The organism is Clostridium carnis (assembly GCF_054657435.1).
Map to the genome: position 1 here is coordinate 2515985 of NZ_BAAHYS010000001.1, position 20608 is coordinate 2536592.

Annotated in this window: 16 protein-coding genes; 13 read left to right on the forward strand and 3 right to left on the reverse strand. The window is 26.3% G+C overall.

The window, feature by feature from the left end; translation table 11 throughout:
* Positions 1-152: 152 nt before the first annotated feature.
* From ACYQ1T_RS12155 to ACYQ1T_RS12175, 5 genes are all read left to right on the forward strand, one after another.
* Positions 153-1535 (forward strand): methyl-accepting chemotaxis protein, encoded by a 1383-nt coding sequence (locus tag ACYQ1T_RS12155; protein ID WP_459835113.1) that lies wholly within the window; start codon positions 153-155, stop codon positions 1533-1535.
* A 215-nt stretch (positions 1536-1750) separates the two neighbouring features.
* A complete protein-coding gene (locus ACYQ1T_RS12160) occupies positions 1751-3469 on the forward strand; it encodes a methyl-accepting chemotaxis protein (RefSeq protein ID WP_459835116.1) in 1719 nt (572 codons plus the stop codon).
* Between the two features lie 174 nt (positions 3470-3643).
* Positions 3644-4450, forward strand: coding sequence for an ABC transporter ATP-binding protein (locus ACYQ1T_RS12165; protein WP_459835118.1), 807 nt, complete (start codon positions 3644-3646; stop codon positions 4448-4450).
* The gene (locus ACYQ1T_RS12170) at positions 4437-6086 is read left to right on the forward strand and encodes a hypothetical protein (protein WP_459835120.1); all 1650 of its coding nucleotides are present in this window, start codon (positions 4437-4439) and stop codon (positions 6084-6086) included. The genes ACYQ1T_RS12165 and ACYQ1T_RS12170 overlap by 14 nt, the downstream gene beginning before the upstream one ends.
* A 59-nt stretch (positions 6087-6145) precedes the next feature.
* Entirely contained in the window at positions 6146-7996 is a 1851-nt protein-coding gene (locus tag ACYQ1T_RS12175; protein ID WP_459835123.1) for a glycerophosphoryl diester phosphodiesterase membrane domain-containing protein, read from the forward strand.
* A gap of 37 nt (positions 7997-8033) precedes the next feature.
* Here ACYQ1T_RS12175 and ACYQ1T_RS12180 read toward each other — a convergent pair whose 3' ends face one another.
* Entirely contained in the window at positions 8034-8561 is a 528-nt protein-coding gene (locus ACYQ1T_RS12180) for a permease (protein ID WP_459836538.1), read from the reverse strand.
* Between the two features lie 8 nt (positions 8562-8569).
* Entirely contained in the window at positions 8570-9055 is a 486-nt protein-coding gene (locus tag ACYQ1T_RS12185) for a permease (protein WP_459835125.1), read from the reverse strand.
* A 182-nt stretch (positions 9056-9237) separates the two neighbouring features.
* On the opposite strand from ACYQ1T_RS12185, the gene ACYQ1T_RS12190 reads away from it, so the two are divergent.
* The 5 genes from ACYQ1T_RS12190 (at position 9238) to ACYQ1T_RS12210 (ending at position 16494) form a co-directional block, all read left to right on the forward strand.
* Positions 9238-9783 carry an ECF transporter S component gene (locus ACYQ1T_RS12190; protein WP_459835127.1) on the forward strand — a complete coding sequence of 182 codons (546 nt, stop codon included), beginning with the start codon at positions 9238-9240 and terminating at the stop codon, positions 9781-9783.
* 11 nt (positions 9784-9794) lie between these two features.
* A complete protein-coding gene (locus tag ACYQ1T_RS12195; RefSeq protein ID WP_459835130.1) occupies positions 9795-10940 on the forward strand; it encodes a pyridoxal-phosphate-dependent aminotransferase family protein in 1146 nt (381 codons plus the stop codon).
* A gap of 136 nt (positions 10941-11076) precedes the next feature.
* Positions 11077-11343: a metal-sensing transcriptional repressor gene (locus tag ACYQ1T_RS12200; RefSeq protein WP_459835133.1), complete on the forward strand. Its 267-nt coding sequence runs from the start codon at positions 11077-11079 to the stop codon at positions 11341-11343.
* A gap of 14 nt (positions 11344-11357) precedes the next feature.
* Positions 11358-13796 carry a heavy metal translocating P-type ATPase gene (locus tag ACYQ1T_RS12205; protein ID WP_459835136.1) on the forward strand — a complete coding sequence of 813 codons (2439 nt, stop codon included), beginning with the start codon at positions 11358-11360 and terminating at the stop codon, positions 13794-13796.
* A 508-nt stretch (positions 13797-14304) separates the two neighbouring features.
* The gene (locus tag ACYQ1T_RS12210) at positions 14305-16494 is read left to right on the forward strand and encodes an alpha-galactosidase (RefSeq protein ID WP_459835138.1); all 2190 of its coding nucleotides are present in this window, start codon (positions 14305-14307) and stop codon (positions 16492-16494) included.
* Between the two features lie 87 nt (positions 16495-16581).
* On the opposite strand, the gene ACYQ1T_RS12215 is transcribed toward ACYQ1T_RS12210, so the two are convergent.
* A complete protein-coding gene (locus ACYQ1T_RS12215) occupies positions 16582-17412 on the reverse strand; it encodes an AraC family transcriptional regulator (RefSeq protein ID WP_459835141.1) in 831 nt (276 codons plus the stop codon).
* 286 nt (positions 17413-17698) lie between these two features.
* On the opposite strand from ACYQ1T_RS12215, the gene ACYQ1T_RS12220 reads away from it, so the two are divergent.
* The 3 genes from ACYQ1T_RS12220 to sufC all read left to right on the forward strand — a co-directional run bounded on the left by ACYQ1T_RS12220 (position 17699) and on the right by sufC (position 20600).
* Positions 17699-19291 carry a ClC family H(+)/Cl(-) exchange transporter gene (locus ACYQ1T_RS12220; RefSeq protein WP_459835143.1) on the forward strand — a complete coding sequence of 531 codons (1593 nt, stop codon included), beginning with the start codon at positions 17699-17701 and terminating at the stop codon, positions 19289-19291.
* A gap of 63 nt (positions 19292-19354) precedes the next feature.
* The gene (locus tag ACYQ1T_RS12225; protein WP_459835145.1) at positions 19355-19549 is read left to right on the forward strand and encodes a hypothetical protein; all 195 of its coding nucleotides are present in this window, start codon (positions 19355-19357) and stop codon (positions 19547-19549) included.
* A gap of 298 nt (positions 19550-19847) precedes the next feature.
* Positions 19848-20600 carry a Fe-S cluster assembly ATPase SufC gene (gene sufC, locus ACYQ1T_RS12230; protein ID WP_459836540.1) on the forward strand — a complete coding sequence of 251 codons (753 nt, stop codon included), beginning with the start codon at positions 19848-19850 and terminating at the stop codon, positions 20598-20600.
* The last annotated feature ends 8 nt before the right edge of the window (positions 20601-20608 follow it).

Consider the following 20608-nt stretch of genomic DNA (forward strand, 5'->3'; position numbering starts at 1 on the left):
GATTATTATTAAGTTTATTATATACTTAATTTAAAAGTAGATATAGATAAAATATATAAATAAAAGACAAAAAAAGATATATTTTAGCAAAGGTTTATAAGTTAATGTACGATAATATAAGTAATAAATTAGTTATGAGATCGGGGAGTAAGATGATACGAAACATATTAAAGAGAAGAGTAGAAAATGAAAATATGAAAAGTGATTTGGGAAATATGAAATTAGAAGATAAATTAGGGAAAGAGTTGTTGTTAAATACAATTTCTTTAAGTTCTATACTTGGGAATATACAAGTTGAAGGAACTTATAATTTAGAACAACTAAAAAATGCATTAAATAAAGTAAGTAATCAATCGCAAGAGTCATTAGCGTTATCAGAAGAGTTAAGTGCGTCTATAGAAGAAATAAATATTACTATGAACAAAAATAATTCTAATATAAAAGAAATAGTGTCAAATATAGATGATATATCAAAAAGTAATAATAGTAATATTAATAATATAAATACTTTAGTAAGTGCAAGTGAAGATGCAACAAAAAATAATAAAGTAGCAAATGGTAATTTAGATAAACTTGTAAATGAAATAAGTAATATAAATGGATTAGTAGAATCTATAAATAATATTGCAGACCAAACGAATTTATTAGCTTTAAATGCAAGTATTGAAGCAGCAAGAGCAGGAGAAGCGGGAAGAGGTTTTGGAATAGTAGCATCAGAGATAAGAAAATTAGCCGATGAAACTAAAGAAAGCCTTGATAAGTTAAAATTATTTACAGAAAGTATTAAAGATAAATCATCTAAAAGTGTAGAAAGTATTAATGTATCAAGTGACTATATTAATAGAATCTCTATATTAAGTAAAGATATAGAAAAAACAGTTAAAGATAGTTTTAAATCTGTAGATATAATTAAAGTAGATATAGACCAATTTTCATATTCCTTTAAAGAGATAAACTTGTCGTCAAAGGAAATTGTAGAAGTATCAAATAGACTATCAGCTAGTACAGAACAAGTTGTTAATATTGGTAGTATATTAACAAAAGCTTATAATGATGTGGGTTCTATTACAAAAGGAATAGAAGAATTAGATAATAAATTTATTAGGCAAAATAAAGATTATTTTAATAAATTTAATCTTTTAGGTATATCAGTAAATGGAAAAGACTTAGAAGAAATACTTATTAATGCAAAAAATCAACATAGTATATGGGTGGAGAAACTTAGCTACTCAATAGAAAATAAAAAATTAATTCCGCTTCAATTAGATAATTCCAAATGTGCATTTGGACACTTTTATTATGCTATAAATATATCTGAAAAAAAGATAGAATCTGTATGGAGAGAAATAGATTCTATACATAGAGATTTGCATAAATTGGGAGAAAATGCTTTGAATTATATAAGAAATAGCAAATATAATGAAGCGAAGAATGAATATATTAAGGTCGAAAAAAAATCAATAGAGATATTTAAAAGAATAGATAAGATAATAAAAATAATTAGAGATAATGATTTATACTATAAAAAAATTTAATAAGCTTATAGATAATATAAATATTATTCTAAATATGTATTTAATAAATGTTATAATTAAATTTACTATAGATAAATAAAAAATAGATTAATAGTAAAAAAAAGCAGCAAAAATAGCTAAATTTGTTGAATATTGTACTGGGTTTGATATAATAAATAATAGGATTTTAAAATTGTTAATAAATAGTTAAAAATTAAGAAATAGGAGTTGATAGTTTGAGAGATATTAAGAGTTTAAAAATATCTATAAAGTTAATAATAAGTTATGTTATTATTGCTATTTTAATGCTTACTATAGGTATAGTAGGTGCTGTTAATATGGGGAAGATTCAAGATGTAGCTGAGGGAATTTATCATGATAATTTAGTAGGAATTTCATCACTTGGTAAAATAAATAAAAATACAGCTAGCATTTATTCTAATTTAAAATTAATGTTATATACCGAAGACAAAGAGGAAATAAAAAAACTTACTGATGAGATACAAGCTTTAACAGAAGAAGATGATAAGTTAATTAAGGTATATACAACTGGTATTACTAAAGATGAAGATAGAGAACTTTTAACTGAACTTGAAAAAAATTTGAAACAATATAGAGAAGATAGAGCAGCTATTATTAATCTATTATTTGATGGAAAGAAAGAATCAGCTAAACTAAAGTTTAATAGCTCAGATCAAATAGATACAAGAGCAAAAGTAAGAGGAACTTTAGACAAGCTAAGTGAACAAAATGAGAATTGGGCAGAAAGTGCTTTGGATAATTCATTGAATAGATTTAAAGCTTCACTTACTGTAATAATTATTATAATTATTCTTTCAGTAATAGCATTATTTATTTGTGCATTTATAATTATAAAGTCAATAACAAATCCATTAAAGGCGATAAATAATTTAGCTAGAAGGTTATCAGACTATGATTTTTCAACACCAGTTATAATAAAAAATAATGATGAATTTGGTGAAACTGGACAAGAGTTAAATAAGGCTCAAGATAATGTAAAAGAATTAATAAAAACTGTTATGAATAGTACACAAGATATGAGTGCTTCAAGTGAAGAATTATCAGCAACAGTACAAGAGATAACATCAAAGTTTGAAATTATAGATGAATCAACAAAGGAAATTAATTCAGGAGTACAGGAAACAAGTGCAACAGCAGAGGAATTAACTGCATCAGTTCAGGAAATAGATTCAACTGTTTCAATACTATCTGGTAAAGCAGTTGATGGTAGTAGTAATGCTATTAAAATAAAAGAGAGAGCTGAAAAAGTTGAAAAAAATAGTAAGGCTGCTGTAGATAATACAAAAGATCTTTATGTAGATATGGAAAGAGAAATATTAAAAGATATTGAACAAGGTAAAGTTGTTGATGAAATTAAAATTTTAGCAGATGTAATTGCTAAAATAGCAGATCAAACAAACTTATTAGCTCTTAATGCAGCAATAGAAGCAGCAAGAGCTGGGGAACAAGGGAAGGGATTTGCAGTTGTTGCAGATGAAGTTAGAAAACTTGCAGAGCAATCATCAGATGCTGTTGATAATGTAAAGAAAACAACAGAAAAAGTGCAAAAAGCATTTAAAAGTTTATCAGGAAATAGTAATGAGTTATTAAGATTTATGAACGATAATGTAATACCTCAATTCCAAACCTTTGTTGAGATTGGTGAACAGTATCAAAAGGATGGTATCTTTGTTAATGGGATGTCAGAAGAATTAGCAGCCATGAGTGAAGAAATATCAGCTACAGTAAATCAAGTTAGTGAGGCGGTACAAAACATGGCAGAAATGGCAGAGAATTCTTCGCAAAACTTAGGAGGAATACAAGAAAGCGTTACAGAATCGGCACAAGCAATGGAACAAGTTGCAGTAGCAGCTCAAAGTCAAGCTGAATTAGCTCAAGGTTTAACTGAAATAGTAACAAAGTTTAAAGTATAAGTTTAAATAAGTAAAAGTGATTCTTAAGGTCTAATTAATTAGATTTTTATAGAATCACTTTTATTTATATATAATAATTTAAGATAAACTTAAGGTAATGATTGCGGAAAAATAGTTAGAATATATTTACAGTATAATTAATGTAACATAAAATTAAATAGAGGGGGAGAGAAGATGCAAAATATAAAAGATAAAGTAATTGAAATTAAAGATTTAAAAATGAGCTTTGGCACTAAGGAAGTTTTAAAAGGAATAAACTTAGATATCTATAAAGGAAATATAATAGGTTATATTGGCCCAAATGGTGCAGGAAAAAGTACCACTGTGAAACTTATCATTGGTTTACTTACGGGATATTTAGGAGAAATAAAGCTTTTTGGAGAGGATATTTCAAAGTTAGGAGAGAGTTATAAGAAAAAAATAGGATATGTTCCTGAAGTTGCAGAACTTTATGATAGTTTAACAGGAAAAGAGTATCTTACTTTTATAGGACAACTTTATGATATTCCTTATGAGGTAGCAGAAGAAAAGGGAAGAAAACTTATGGCTATATTAGGAATAGAGGAAGTTTTTAATTCTAGAATATCATCATATTCTAAAGGAATGAGGCAAAAGATTACTCTTATATCAAGTTTGCTTCATAATCCAGAAATATTATTTTTAGATGAACCTTTAAGTGGCTTAGATGCTAATAGTGTAATGGTTATAAAAGAAATATTATCCGAGCTTGCTAGAGATGGAAAAACCATATTTTATTCATCTCATATAATGGAAGTGGTAGAAAAAATAAGTGATAGAATTATATTAATAAATAATGGAGTTATAGTAGCAGATGGTAATTTTAATGAGTTAAAGGAAAAGTCTAAAGAAAATTCATTAGAGGAAATTTTTAATGATTTAACAGGATTTAATAATCACAAAGATTTAGCTGAAAAGTTTATTTCTATAGTTAAAGAGGTAGAAATAAATGAAAGAGTTTAAAATATTTAAAGTACTAGAAAAGTTTAGAGGACTATATGAAAAAGCAGGAATAGATTATGATGTAATGAAGATTATATTATCTGCTAAGTTTACAATGGATGGTAGAAGAACTTCAACTGTATTAAATGCAAACAAGAAAAAAGATGATAATTCCAATCAGTTTTATAAATCATTATGGATGTATGTTGTAATGGGATTATTCTTAATGATAACAATGGTTTTTAAAGTAAATATAATGTATCAAATGTCAGTGTACTTTTCAGGATTTATGTTTATGGTACTAACAGTTTTTATTTCTGATTTTTCAACAGTAATATTAGATATTAGAGATAAAAATATAATCGGGACTAAAGGAGTAAGCTCTAAGACAATAAATGCAGCTAAGTTTACTCATGTATTTATATATATATTATATCTAACATTAGCATTAGCTGGATTTTCTTTATTAGCATCAATACGTTACGGAATATTATTTTTCATTATATTTTTAATAGAAATAATACTTATAGATTTATTTATGATAATGATAACTGCATTAATGTATTTTGTCGTCTTAAAATTCTTCGATGGTGAAAAATTAAAGGATATGATAAATGTAGTTCAAATAATACTTACAGTTGGAATGATAATAGGATATCAAATAGTACCTAGAATATTTAGTGTTATTGGCTTTGAGGTAACTTATACAAGTAAACCATGGCATTATTTAATGGCGCCAATGTGGTTTGCAGCTCCTTTAGAAATGGTTATTGAAAGAACAATAAGTTTAAATTTAGTAATAATGACTTTACTAGCCATAGTAATTCCTATTGTATCTATAGTAATATATTTAAAGTTAACTCCAGCCTTTGAAAAATATCTTCAAAAGTTTAATAATAATGTAAGCAAAGATGTGAAAAATAGTAAAGTATCACATAAATTTAGCAATATTATATGTAGAAATAGAACAGAAAAGGCATTTTTTAATTTTACAATAGATATTATACAGTCTGAGAGAGATTTCAAATTAAAGATATATCCAATTTTAGTAATGTCTTTAATATTTCCATTTATATTTATGTCAATAGGATTTCATGGTGTAAATAGTTTTCAAGAATGGAAGGTTAGCTTACAGAGTTCAAAGCTATATTTAAATATATATGCTGCATTTTTAATGATACCTAATATTTTATTAATGATTGGATATTCAGAAAAATATAAAGGGTCATGGATTTATGGTGTAGTTCCAATTAATAATATAGAATATATTTTTAAAGGAGTTATTAAGGGAGTTATTTATAAACTCATAGCACCAATATTTATTATACTAAGTATGATATTTGTATGGCTTTTTTCATGGAATGTAATTAAACATTTGATAATAGTATATTTAGCAGTATTCTTAATGATAATGATTTTATTTAAACTAATGAAAAAATCCCTTCCATTTTCTAAAAAGTTTGAACCTACAAATGGCGGGGAAAGTATTATAAGTTTATTTACTTCAGCATTTGTTATACTAATAGTTATAGGAAGTCATTTTATAGCATCATTATTTACATTTGGAATATATGTATATGGAGTGTTATTAATACTTTTAAATATTATATTATGGAAAAAAGTTTTTAATATACAAAAGGATAAATTAATAAATTAAAGAATATATTCAATAAGAAAATTATTAAATATAAAATATTTAGTATTGGAAGTACAAAGATGAAAAAAACAGATATAAATTTAATAAAAAGAACATATGAAAATTTTATGTTTAACTATAAGGCAATTATGTTTTTTGAAATATTATATAAACTATTAGCTATGTTTATATTTATACCTATAAATTATTTTATATTAAATAAATTTATGGGGAAGATTGGAGTATATAATATAACTAATAAAGATTTATTAAGACTTGGATTGACCTTTCATGGGATAATATATTTATCTCTTATAGTTATAATATCATTTTTAGTTATATTTATAGAAATTGGGATATTAACCTATATAGCTAATAAATCTCATAAAAATGAAAAAGTAAATCTTATAAATGCAACAATAAATTCAATAAAAATAGTACCCAAAACAGTAAGTATATATATGGTATTTTGGATTTTTATATCTGGAATAGTTGGTCCTTTAACAGGAATAGGTTTATATAGCTCTTTAATTAGAAAACTTACTATCCCATCTTTTATAAAGATAGAGTTACTAAAATCTATAGGAGGGACAATTTTATTAATAGCAGGCATAATATTAATTGTAATTATACTTCTAAGGTGGATATTATCAATTCCTACGATAATAATAGAAGATGTTAATTTAAAGCAAGCATTTAAAAATAGCGTAAAAATTTATAAAGCTAGTAAATTTAAAATATTAGGTTATATAATATCTTGGGTATTAATCAATCAATTAATAGTAGTTACTTTTGTAGTTGGTTTTATGTTAACTGGGGAAATATTAATAGCGCTTTTAAATGAAAATTCAATATTATCATTAATACTTATGATCTCATATTCTGTAGTATTTTTTATAATATATATAGTTATATCAATAATAAATTTACCTTTATTTATATCATTTCTAGTAGAATTATATTATAGATATAGATGTTATAATGTTTCAGAAAGAAATTTTACGTCTTATAAAGATTTAAATGAAAAAAAGATTTTTAAATTTTTAAATAGAAATAAAAATAAATTTACAATAGCTGTTATTACAACATTTTGTATAGTTGTAAGTGGAATGGGACTTACAGCGGTATTCGATAAAGTAGTAAGTAAAGAACCTCATATAACTGCTCATAGAGGAAGTAGTTTAATGGCACCAGAAAATAGTATTTCATCAGTAAAACTTGCGATAGAGGAAAAAGCAGATTATGCAGAAATAGACGTTATGACAACTAGAGAAAATAAGGTAGTTTTATTTCATGACAATACATTAAAAAGAATAGATGGAACAAGTAGAAGTATTAAATATATGACTTTAGATGAAGTTAGAACAGTAGATAATGGTAGTTATTTTAGTGAGAATTTTAGTAATGAAAAGATTCCAACCTTAGAAGAGATATTAATATTAGCAAAAGGAAAAATAAAGTTAAATATTGAACTAAAACCAATGAAAGAAGAAGATTCATTAGCTAAGGAAGTAGTGTCATTAATTGAAAAGTATGAAATGGATAAAGAAGTTGTAATATCGTCTTTAGATTATAAATCAATACAGGAAGTTAAAAAATATAATCCTTTAATAAAGGTTGGTTATATTTTAACATTTGGAGTGGGAGACTTTACTGAACTAAATGTAGACTTTATATCTGTAGAATACCAAATGCTAAAGAAGGAACTAGTATATGCTATGCATGCTTTAGGGAAAGAAGTCCATGTATGGACTATAAATGATAGTACTATGGCAGAAGATGCGATAAAGTTAGGTGTTGATAATATTATAACTGATTCCGTAGAAACTATAAAATTTGTATCTAAGGATTTAAAAGAAGATAATGAAATAGATTATTTAACTTGGCTTTATGAATGTATGAATTCAATAATAAAATATGTAAAAATATAAATGAAAAATCCATGATTATAAAAAATCATGGATTTTTTTATAAATTATTTAAATTATAAAGCTTATTTAAATCATCTTTGCTCATAAAATAATTAACTAAATAACCCATTAATATAACACCAGGTATATCTATAATAAGTCTAGTAATGGTAAACTTATAACCAATAGAAGTAATCTCGAAAAGAAGAGTAGAAACTTTAGTAACACACCAAGCATTCATAAAAATTATAATATTACTAAATTTCACTCCTTTTTTTATTAATACAGAAGTAAAAGGGAAGGCTGCATACATTGGTCCAGCAGCTAAAGATCCAATAAGCATTGAAAAAAATATTCCCAAAGCCTTTGAGTTTTCCCCCATATATTTAATTAAAGTTTCCCGAGGAATCCAAATATCCATAAGCCCAAGCAAAATCATTATAGGAGGAAGAACAGTTAACATTTGTAAAAAGCTAGACTTTGCACTTTTAAGGGAGTTAATACCTATATCATAATTAACAAAAAAAATCAAAATAAGAAGAACAATAGAAATAATAAAAAAAATATATCTTTTACATAGTTTAATAATTAATTTCATATAAAACTCATAACCTTTCCAAGGATAAAAGCAACTATAAATGAAAAAAGAAAAGCCAAAAAATTTCTCAAAAAAGCTGCTTTTTTTCCTATATATTTAGATTCTAAAGAAAATGTCATAATACCAACTAAGGTTAATGTAGAAATTAATGCGGCTACTTGTGGATACCCAGCTCCACTTTGAAGAAGAGAATTTCCAGTAGAGAATGCAACAAATGTTGGCATCATAGTAATAGAGCCAAGAATAGAGGCCATAAATACTCCCAAAAAACCTGAGTTGTTACCTATTATTTTTGAAATAGTTTCAGGATCTAATAAGGATAGAATTACACCAATAGTAATAATAATACTTAAAAATTGAGGCATTATATTTTCAAATGATTTAAAAGAAATTTTAAGAGCTTTAAGGGTTTTTTCTGAACTTCGTAAAAAAGATATAAAAAGTAAAATAAAAGCTAATGTATATAAAACAAATCCAGTCATAATTTGACCTCACAATTATTTATTAATTATACTATGCAGTTTATTATAACTTGTGTAGAGTTAGAAAGAATACTAATAGTTAGAATTGTATGGGTACACTTGAAAAAAATTAAGTTGTTTATTATATTAAATATTAAGATTATATAAGAACACGAATTTTTAAATAATTAGGGGGGGAATGTATGAAAAGTAATTCTAAAAAAGATTTTAATGGAAGGCAAATAGCTATTTATGGTTTATTTATTGCACTTGTATATGTAGCAACAAGATTTATAAATATTCCAGGTCCAACACCAGGAGGGTTATTTCATTTAGGAAATGTTATGTTTTTTACTATTGCTATAGTATTTGGTAAAAAAGCAGGGGCAATATCAGGTGGGGTAGGAATGGCATTGTTTGATTTAACAAGTCCTTATGCAATTTGGGCTCCATTTACTTTTATAATAAGATTTGCTATGGGATATATTATTGGTTTTTCAGCAAATATAAAAAATGAAGATAAAAGGAAAAATGTATTATATACAAGCCTAGGGATAATAGCTTCTTCAGTGATAATGATAGTTGGATATTATTTTACAGAGGTTTTACTTTATGGAAATTGGATAACTGCATTTGAATCTTTATGGGGAAACTTTATGCAGTGCTTTATTGGGACTATTCTTTCAATTCCAATTTCAATTTCGCTTAAATTAGGCTTTAAAAGCAGAAAAATAAGTACAGAGGTGTAAAGGAGAAACATATGGAAAAGTTGATAATGACTCCAGGTCCAACATATATAAGAAAAAATGTTAGAGAAGCAATGAGTAGACCTATTACAAATCCAGATTTAGATATAGAGTTTTATGATTTTTATAAGGGCACTTGTGAAAAAATTCAAAGAATATTAAATACAGAGAATAATGTTTTAATACTGTCAGGAGAAGGAATATTAGGATTAGAATCAGCCTGTGCTTCATTAATAGAAGAGGGAGATAATGTTCTTTGTATTGAAAATGGAATATTTGGTTATGGATTTGGAGATTTTGCTAAATTATATGGTGGTAATGTAGATTATTTTAATGGTGATAGAAATAAAGGATTAGATGTTAGAGAAATAGAAGATTTTTTAAAAGAAAATAATAATTATAAAGTTGCAACCTTAGTTCATTGTGAAACACCATCAGGAATTACAAATCCAATAGCTAATATATGTAAAATATTAAATGAGTATGGAATAATAACTGTAGTAGATGCAGTATCAAGTATTGGTGGTGAAGAAATAAAAGTAGATGAATGGAGAATAGATATAGCACTTGGAGGATCTCAAAAATGTTTATCTGCACCTCCAGGATTAACTTTTCTTAGTTTAAGTAAGCGAGCTTTAGATAAAATAAACAATAGAAAAGAGCCAATAAAGGGATTTTACACTAATTTATCAACTTGGAATAGCTGGTATCAAGATAAGTGGTTCCCATATACTCAGCCAATAAGTGATATCTACGCATTAGATAAGGCTTTAGATAATGCTTTAGAAGATAAAGATATTATAAATAGACATAAGTTATTTGGAGAAGCATGTAGAAAAGCTTTTAAGAGATGTGGTCTTAATTTACTTTCAAAAGATTATTATTCTAATACAGTCTCTACTATTCTAGTTCCAAGTAATGTTAAATATGAAGATATATTTAATAAAATGTTAAAGGATCATAATATAATTATTGCAGGTGGATTTGATTTCTTAAAAGATAAAATAATAAGAATAGGACATATGGGAGAAAATTGTTATAAAGATAATCTATATGAAACTTTAAAAGCACTTGATAGTGTTTTAAGAGAATTAAAAGTAAATTTAAATTATGAGCTTCATAGAGCTTTTGAAGAAGCTTTAAGTAATAGCGAAGAGTAAATTAATGTATAAATAAAAATATCTCTCTAATTGAGGGATATTTTTATTTATAGAATTTTTTTAAAATTGTTGACAAAACTAAAAAGAAGAATATAATAAAATTATAAATACACCCCCTAGGGGTGGGGAGGTAAAAATGAGAGAAGAAAGAAAAAAAGCATTACAATATTTAAAAACAGCTAGAGGTCAATTAGATGGAATAATAAATATGATAGAAAATGAAAGATATTGTATAGATATATCTAATCAAATATTGGCGTCACAATCTTTAATAAGAAAATCTAATTTAATGATTTTAAAAGGGCATCTTAATAGTTGTGTAAAAGATGCATGTATTAATAATAATCCTGAAGAGAAAATAGAAGAAATTAATACTATATTAGAAAAAATATTATCAAAATAAAAGAGGGGAGTAATATGGAAAAAAAGTTATTTAAAATAGAAGGTATGTCTTGTTCAGCTTGTGCAAATAGAGTTGAAAAAGCTATAAATAAATTAGAAGGAGTAGACAAGGCAAACGTAAATTTTGCAACAGAAACATTAAGTGTTTCATTTAATAATGAAAAAATAAAAAAAGAAGAAATAGAAAATGCAGTTGAAAAGGTTGGATATGGGGTTAAGAAAAATATAAAATCTTCTATATATAAAATAGAGGGGATGACATGTTCAGCTTGTGCAAATAGAGTTGAAAAAGTTACAAGTAAACTTGGCGGTATAGAAAAGTCTTCAGTAAATTTTGCAACGGAAACTTTAAATATTTCATATAACGAAGATGAAGTAAGTTATGGACAAATAAAGTCAGTAGTTGAAAAGGCAGGATATAAACTTATAAAAGAAGATGAAATATTAAATGAAGAAGAAGCAAAAAAGAAAAAAGATCCAGCTAAATTATTAATGCAAAGATTTATAATATCAATGATATTTACAGTACCATTACTAATAATAAGTATGGGACATATGATTGGAATGGACCTACCAGATATAATAGATCCTATGAAAGGTCCACTTAATTTTGCAGTAATCCAACTTGCATTAACTCTTCCAGTAATGATAGTTGGATATAAGTTTTATAAGGTTGGGCTAAAAAATTTATTTAAGCTAAGTCCAAACATGGATTCTTTAATTTCTATAGGAACATTAGCAGCAATTGTATATGGGATTTTTGCAATTTATAAAATAGTAAATGGTGAAACTGAATATGCAATGCATTTATATTTTGAATCAGCAGCAGTAATATTAACATTAATAACACTTGGTAAATATCTAGAAGCAGTTTCAAAGGGAAAAACTTCACAAGCAATTAAAGCTCTTATGGGGTTAGCTCCTAAAACAGCAAAGGTTATAAGAAATGAACAAGAAGTAGAAATTCCATTAGAAGAAGTTATAGTGGGAGATATTATAATTGTTAAACCAGGAGAAAAGCTTCCAGTTGATGGAACGGTTTTAGAAGGAACTACATCTATAGATGAGTCAATGCTTACAGGTGAAAGTATCCCTGTAGAAAAATCAATTGGAGATAAAGTAATTGGAGCAAGCATTAATAAAACAGGATTTATAAAATATAAAGCAACAAAAGTAGGAAAAGATACAGCTTTAGCTCAAATAGTTAAGTTAGTAGAAGAGGCACAAGGTACAAAAGCACCAATAGCAAAACTTGCAGATGTAATATCTTCTTACTTTGTACCAATAGTAATAGGTCTTGCAATAATAGCAACAGTAGCATGGCTTATGGCAGGAGAAACAACAGTATTTGCTTTAACAATATTTATAGCAGTTTTAGTAATAGCATGTCCATGTGCTTTAGGGTTAGCAACACCAACTGCAATAATGGTTGGTACAGGTAAAGGTGCAGAAAATGGAGTTCTTATAAAAGGTGGAGAGGCTTTAGAGACAACTTATAAATTAGATACGATAGTATTTGATAAAACCGGTACTATAACAGAAGGAAAACCAAAGGTTACAAATATAATAACTAATAATTTAAAAGAAGATGATATATTAATTTTAGCAGCAAGTGCTGAAAAGGGATCTGAGCATCCATTAGGTGAGGCTATAGTAAAAGAAGCAGAGGATAAGGGATTACAGCTTAAGAATATAGAGAAATTTAATGCTATACCTGGACATGGAATAGAAGTTGATATAGAAGGAAAGAACGTTCTTTTAGGAAACAAAAAATTAATGGATGAAAAAAAGGTAGATATATTAGCTTTAAGTAAAAAATCAGATAAGCTAGCAGAAGAAGGAAAAACTCCTATGTATATAGCAATAAATGGAGTTATAGGTGGAATAGTTGCTGTTGCTGATACAGTAAAGCCAAGTAGTAAAAAGGCAATAGAAACTCTTCATAATATGGGGATAAAAGTTGCTATGATAACAGGAGATAATAAGAAAACTGCAAATGCAATAGCTAAAGAAGTTGGGATAGATATAGTACTTTCAGAAGTTTTACCTGAAGATAAAGCAAATGAAGTTAAAAAGATTCAAGATAAAGGAAATAAAGTTGGAATGGTTGGAGATGGAATAAATGATGCTCCAGCGTTAGTTCAAGCAGATATAGGGATAGCAATTGGATCAGGTACTGATGTTGCAATAGAATCAGCAGATATAGTTCTTATGAGAAGTGATTTAATGGATGTTTCTACAGCTATAAAGTTAAGTAAAGAAACAATAAAGAATATAAAACAAAACTTAGGATGGGCATTTGGCTATAATATTTTAGGAATACCAGTTGCAATGGGAGTACTTCATATATTCGGTGGGCCATTATTAAATCCAATGATTGCTGCAGCAGCAATGAGCTTAAGTTCAGTTTCTGTTTTATTAAATGCATTAAGGTTAAAAAGATTTAAATCATAAAGATATTAAAAAGAAAGTCATTAATTTAAATTTATGACTTTCTTTTTAATTTAAACTTATTTATATTTCTATTAAGTTAATGGTAATAAAGTAACTTAATAGAAGTAATATATTTTATCACGAATAATTTTCTATATGAGATAAGGTTAAATATAGTTATATTAAGTAAATTTATAAAAATATAAATAAATTAATAATAATTACAATTAATATTAAAATAAATAATTATTAGGTGAAAAATATAAGAATAGTTGTAGCTACCGGAGCAGTTCTATTTGCTTTACAATTTGCATTAGATCGAACTGATGGAAACTATGATTAGATGTTAACAATTAGCTGGAAAGGATTCTGGAAAACAGAATCAAATCCTTATCAACCTAATTAGTTATTAACCAACATTTATCCATAAAATTGTAACATAAGAACATAGAGTGAAATTAATATAAAATATATAATATTAATGAAAACGTTGTATAGAATGTGTGAAGGTTTAATTTAGGAGGATAATATGGCAATTAGATTTAATGAGGAAAATAAATTATTTCATATTCAATCAGATAATACAAGTTATGTATTAAAAATACTTGAAACAGGACATTTAATTCATCTATATTGGGGAAGAAAAATTAAATCTGATAATATAGATTATATTTTTAAAAATAGACAATGTGGAAACTTTTTAGCTGATTTAGATAATATTAATGATTTACATTTAGAGGTGGTTCCACAAGAATATCCAAGCTATGGAAATACAGATTTAAGATCTCCAGCATTTCAAATAAAATTAGCTAATGGAACTACTTTAACTGATTTTAGATATAGTAATCATGAAATATTTAAAGGAAAGAGGAAGCTTGAAGGTCTGCCAGCAACATATATTGAAAAAGAATGTGAAGCTGAAACTTTAGAGATAATTTTAAAAGATAATTTAGCAAAATTAAGATTAATATTATCTTACTCTGTTTTTGAAAAGTATGATGTAGTAACAAGATCATGTAAAATTATAAATGATAGTAATAACGATGTTGATATACTTAGAGTTTTAAGTGCTAATGTTGATTTTAATAATAGTGAGTTTGATTTAATACAATTATCTGGAGCATGGGCACGAGAAAGACATATAATAAGAACTAAGCTAAGAAGTGGAGGACAATGTGTAGAAAGCAGAAGAGGAGCTAGTAGTCATGCTCAAAATCCTTTTATAGCATTAGCAAGTCATGGAGCAAATGAAGATAGTGGAGATGTATATGGATTTAATTTAATATATAGCGGGAATTTTTTAGCTAATGTAGAAGTAGATATGTACAGTAATACAAGAGTTCAAATAGGGATAAATCCATTTGATTTTACTTGGAATTTAGAGGTAGGGCAAGAATTTCAAAGCCCTGAAGTTGTTATGGTATATTCATCCAAGGGATTAACGGGAATGTCTCATATTTTTCATGACTTATATAGAAATAGACTAGCAAGAGGTATATTTAGAGATAAAGAAAGACCAATTCTTATAAATAATTGGGAGGCAACATATTTTGATTTTAATAATGAAAAAATAAAAGAAATAGCTAAAGATTCTAGTAAACTTGGAATAGAGTTATTCGTATTGGATGATGGATGGTTTGGAGAGAGAAATAACGATAAATCATCCCTTGGAGATTGGTTTGTAAATGAAGAGAAAATTAAATATGGACTAAATTTATTAGCAAGTGATATAAATAAAATGAATATGAATTTTGGATTATGGTTTGAACCAGAGATGATATCTCCAAATAGTAAATTATATAAAGAACATCCAGATTGGTGTATTAGTATTGAAGGAAGAAATAGGTCTCAGGCGAGAAATCAATTAATACTAGATTTAACAAGAGATGAAGTTTGTAATGCTATAATAGAGATGATTACAAATGTATTGAAATCAGCACCTATTTCTTATGTTAAATGGGATATGAATAGAAATATGACTGAGATAGGGTCAGTAAGTTTGACACCTAAAAGACAAAAAGAAGTTGCACATAGATATATTTTAGGCTTATACAAGATATTAGAAAATATAACTTCAAATTTTCCAAATATTTTATTTGAAAGCTGCTCAGGTGGAGGTGGAAGATTTGATGGTGGAATGCTGTATTATATGCCTCAAACATGGACAAGTGATAATACAGATGCTATTGAAAGATTAAAGATTCAAGAAGGTACATCATTGGTATATCCTAATATTACAATGGGGAGCCATGTTTCGGATGTACCAAATCATCAAGTAAATAGAGTAACACCAATTAACACAAGAGGAATTGTAGCTATGGCTGGAAACTTTGGTTATGAATTAGATATAACAAAATTAGAAAAAGATGAAAAGGAAGAAATTAAAAAACAAGTTAAATTTTATAAAAAGATTAGAAAAACTATACAATTTGGTGATTTATATAGGCTAAAAAGTCCATTTGAAAGTAATGAAGTAGCTTGGATGAATTTATCTAAGGATAAAAATGAAATAGTTGTTAGTTATGTAAAGCAATACTCGGAAGCAAACACTTTACAAAACAGACTGAAGCTTAAAGCTTTAGATAAAGATTCTTTATATAAGATAATAGAAACAGGAGAAGTATTTGCAGGAGATGAACTTATGTATATAGGAATTGAAATAGGTGAAGTTATAGGAGATTATGTAGCTAAAGTATGGACATTAAACAAAGTTAAATAAATTTAGATTATTAAAAAATTACTGCTTAAACCAATATTTATTTAAGCAGTAATTTTTTATTAATTTTAATCTGTAAGTAAAAATTCTTCAGTAGATTCTTTTTTGTCTATATTCTTTTGGACTACTTTTTTTTATTTTTTTAAAGGCTTTTGAAAAAGCTAAAGGGTCACTATATCCACAAGAAAAAGCAATATTTCCTATAGGTAAATCAGTATCGTATAAAAGTTCAGCAGCTTTAGTTATTCTAAATTCCATTAAAAATCTTTGAGGTGAAATTTTTAAATGCTTTTGAAAAATAGAAGTTAAATAGCTTCTATTTAAACATATATAATTAGCTATATCACTGACTTTAATTTGAGTATGATAGTTATTTTGTATAAATTCTATGGCTTTACTTATATAAATATTATAAGAATCATCTTTATTTAATGAGTATGTATTATTAAGATTTTCAGATAATTTAGAAAAAAATAAGTATAATAAACCTTCAATTTTAAAAGAGTCTGCTGCTGTTGTAGTATGATGTTTTAACATTTCTAGTACATATTCTTTAAGTGTATCATTTTGATCTGATTTAAATATTAAGTTATCATTATCTAAACCTAAAGATTTTAAGTATACGCTAACTTTATTGCCATCAATACCAATCCATAAATATGTCCAAGGATTATCATTATCAGCCTGATAAAAAGTAACAACATTTGGCATTATTAAAAAACCTTCATTTTTAGTGACAGTATATTTTCTATTATTGACATAATAATAGCCTTTTCCTTCTAAAACATAATGAATTAAATAATTTGGTCTAATAGCTGGGCCAAAGGAATATAAAGGAGCACATTCTTCAAGTCCACAATAACAGAGATACATATCATTAAAATTTCTATTTGTATTTTCTAAAAAATAAACATCTAACATAAACAACCTCTCAATCCAACATAAAGACATATAGTAATAATATTGTTATATATTATTCTAATTAAGTAAATGTTACAATTCAAGTGATATTAAGTATATAATCATCTGTTTACAGTATTTAAAATATATAAAGATAATCAAAGAAAAAATTAATAATAGTATATTTATAATGTTTACATAGGAGCTATATATAACTATGAAGTTTTAATTAATTTTGGATAATATATAATTTGGGAGTATAATAAAAGATAGGGATTTTTTAGAAAACATAATAGGAGGGAAATAGATGGATAATGAAAATATAAATAGTATTTTAACAGATAGAAGAAGTACTAGAATAAGATTAATCTATCAAGGGACTTTAGTTGGATTAGCTACAGGACTTATTATTGTTTTAAATAGAGTTGCTATAACAAAATTATCTGCTTTATTTAAAAATTTATATGAAATATCTAGAGGAGATATATTAAAAGTAATTGGAGTATTTATATTGCTTGGCTTAATTGGTATATTTACTGGATATTTAGTTAGGAAAGAACCTATGATTTCAGGTAGTGGAATTCCTCAAGTTGAAGGGAAACTACTTAGGAAGTTAAATATGAATTGGTTTAGAATTTTAGTGTACAAGTTTATTGGAGGAGTAATGGCGTTGGCAGCAGGTTTATCTGTTGGTAGAGAAGGTCCTTCAGTTCAAATAGGAGCTTCAATTGGAGAAGGTGTTAGTAAGTTATTTAAGAAAAATCCATCAAAAGATGAATTTTTAATTACATCAGGTGCGTCAGCAGGGCTAACAGCAGCATTTAATGCACCGTTATCAGGAGTAATATTTGCATTAGAAGAAGTTCATAGAAGTTTTTCACCGTTGGTTTTAATACCTGCAATGGCAGCTGCATTAACAGCAGATTTTATAACAAAGCAATTTTTAGGCTTTGGCCCATCACTACATTTTACTGATGTAACACCACTACCGTTAAAATATTACTGGGTATTAATTATACTAGGAATTATTACAGGATTATCTGGAGTAATGTTTTCAAAGGGAATACTATTATTTCAAAATTTATATGGAAAACTTAAAAAATTACCAATAGAAATAAAGGTAATGATACCATTCTTAATTACAGGGGTAGTTGGATTTTTAGCACCTAAACTTCTAGGTGGTGGTCATGAATTTATAATGACATTAATAGAAGATGGATATTCACCATGGATGTTATTGCTGATATTTATTATTAAAGCATTATTAATTTTTATAGCATTTGGTTCAGGGGCCCCAGGTGGAATATTTTTACCACTACTTTTACTTGGTGCAATTTTAGGTGATGTTGTAGGAGTGACTGTATCGAATATGTTTAATGTACCAGGAATATTTATTATTAATTTTCTTATTTTTGGTATGGCAGGAAACTTTGCTTCTATAGTTAAAGCACCAATTACTGGTATAGTTCTTATTACTGAAATGACAGGTTCTTTTGAGCATTTACTTGCTTTGGCTATAGTAGTAATGATATCTTATATAACTTCAGATTTATTAAAAAGCGATCCAATATATGAATCATTATTAGAAAGACTATTAAGAAAATCTGGAATAGTATTACATGAAGAAGATGAAAATAAAATTTTATTAGAAATGGTTGTAGAAATGGGAAGTGAAGCCCATGGGAAACTAATAAAGGATATAACTTGGCCAAAAGAATGTCTTTTAGTGGCTATTAAAAGGGGAAACAAGGAAATAATACCAAGAGGGTATATAAAAGTATTAAGTGGTGATTATATTGTTGTATTAGTAAGTGAAAGTAAAGCAGCAGCAACTAAAGATAAAATTAAAAAAATTACATTAATAAAAAATGCCTATAAAGTAGAAACTGAGAATAAGTAATAACAAAAAAAGTTCATATAACTTAACAGATACAATAAACTTTTAAAGACAAGGAGTATTAATATGATAACATTAAAACAACTTAAGGAAGATATAATAACATATGATATTATAAAATTTAAAGATGAAAATGAAAAGTTAATAGAATATGTAGAAGTTACATTAGTAGATAGAATTATTGATGTTTATATGGATACAAAGGAAGTTAATATTGGAATTCTAGCTAAAAAAATAATAGAGGATAATCTTTATAAGTAAGCAAAAAGCTAAGGGAATATATAAAATCCCTTAGCTTTTTTCATTGTTAAGGAAATTATATAAATAACTAAATTATTGACAACTTAAAAGTCTTCATGGCAATTTTTATATATTAATTAGGAAATCTAAGTAAATCAAAGAATAATAGAGCAAATATTAAAAAATATAATTTAATAAGAAGTATTAGATAATATTTAAAGTATATTGCTTATTGATTAAATCAGAGTATTTTAGTAAGATATAAACAAATAAATCAGAGTGATTTACTATGATATAAATTTTTAGGGAGTGTAGTATGATGAATAATATATTATTAAAAATAAATGATTTAAAGATAAATGTAGAAGAAAAAGAAATATTAAAAGGATTAAATCTTAAAATAAAAAAAGGTGAGATTCATGTAATTATGGGTCCTAATGGAGCTGGAAAATCAACTTTAGCAAATGCTCTTATGAATCATCCAAAATATTCTTTAGTAAACGGAAAAGTTATATTTTTAGGAGAAGATATAACTGAATTAAAAACAGATGAAAGGGCGAGAAAAGGAATGTTTTTATCATTCCAATATCCAGAAGAAATTCCTGGGATTACAGTTGAAAACTTTTTAAAAACAGCTAAAACTTCTATCGATGGTAATTTAATAAAGTATTTAAAGTTTGATAAAGATTTGAAGGGAAATATGAAGGAACTTAAAATTAAGCCTGAATATGCAAAAAGATATTTAAATGTAGGTTTTTCTGGTGGAGAAAAAAAGAAAAATGAAATTCTTCAAATGCTTATGTTAAATCCTAAATTAGCAATTTTAGATGAAACAGATTCAGGACTAGATGTTGATGCTATAAAAGTGGTTTCAGAAGGTATAAGACTTTTTGCAAATGAAGAAAATGGTGTTTTAATAATAACACATAATACTAAAATATTAGACGGATTAAATCCAGATTTTGTACATGTATTAGTAAATGGAAAAATTGTTAAAAGTGGCGATAGCAGTTTAGCTAATGAAATAAATGAAATGGGATATGAAAAATATAAAGAAGAAATTACTTTATAAAGGTGGTG

Coding starts and splice junctions, on each gene's coding strand:
- ACYQ1T_RS12205 (WP_459835136.1), top strand. CDS start 11,358: ATGGAAAAAAAGTTATTTAAAATAGAAGGTATGTCTTGTTCAGCTTGT.
- ACYQ1T_RS12175 (WP_459835123.1), top strand. CDS start 6,146: ATGAAAAAAACAGATATAAATTTAATAAAAAGAACATATGAAAATTTT.
- ACYQ1T_RS12225 (WP_459835145.1), top strand. CDS start 19,355: ATGATAACATTAAAACAACTTAAGGAAGATATAATAACATATGATATT.
- ACYQ1T_RS12155 (WP_459835113.1), top strand. CDS start 153: ATGATACGAAACATATTAAAGAGAAGAGTAGAAAATGAAAATATGAAA.
- sufC (WP_459836540.1), top strand. CDS start 19,848: ATGAATAATATATTATTAAAAATAAATGATTTAAAGATAAATGTAGAA.
- ACYQ1T_RS12170 (WP_459835120.1), top strand. CDS start 4,437: ATGAAAGAGTTTAAAATATTTAAAGTACTAGAAAAGTTTAGAGGACTA.
- ACYQ1T_RS12185 (WP_459835125.1), bottom strand. CDS start 9,055: ATGACTGGATTTGTTTTATATACATTAGCTTTTATTTTACTTTTTATA.
- ACYQ1T_RS12165 (WP_459835118.1), top strand. CDS start 3,644: ATGCAAAATATAAAAGATAAAGTAATTGAAATTAAAGATTTAAAAATG.
- ACYQ1T_RS12190 (WP_459835127.1), top strand. CDS start 9,238: ATGAAAAGTAATTCTAAAAAAGATTTTAATGGAAGGCAAATAGCTATT.
- ACYQ1T_RS12200 (WP_459835133.1), top strand. CDS start 11,077: ATGAGAGAAGAAAGAAAAAAAGCATTACAATATTTAAAAACAGCTAGA.
- ACYQ1T_RS12210 (WP_459835138.1), top strand. CDS start 14,305: ATGGCAATTAGATTTAATGAGGAAAATAAATTATTTCATATTCAATCA.
- ACYQ1T_RS12220 (WP_459835143.1), top strand. CDS start 17,699: ATGGATAATGAAAATATAAATAGTATTTTAACAGATAGAAGAAGTACT.
- ACYQ1T_RS12195 (WP_459835130.1), top strand. CDS start 9,795: ATGGAAAAGTTGATAATGACTCCAGGTCCAACATATATAAGAAAAAAT.
- ACYQ1T_RS12215 (WP_459835141.1), bottom strand. CDS start 17,412: ATGTTAGATGTTTATTTTTTAGAAAATACAAATAGAAATTTTAATGAT.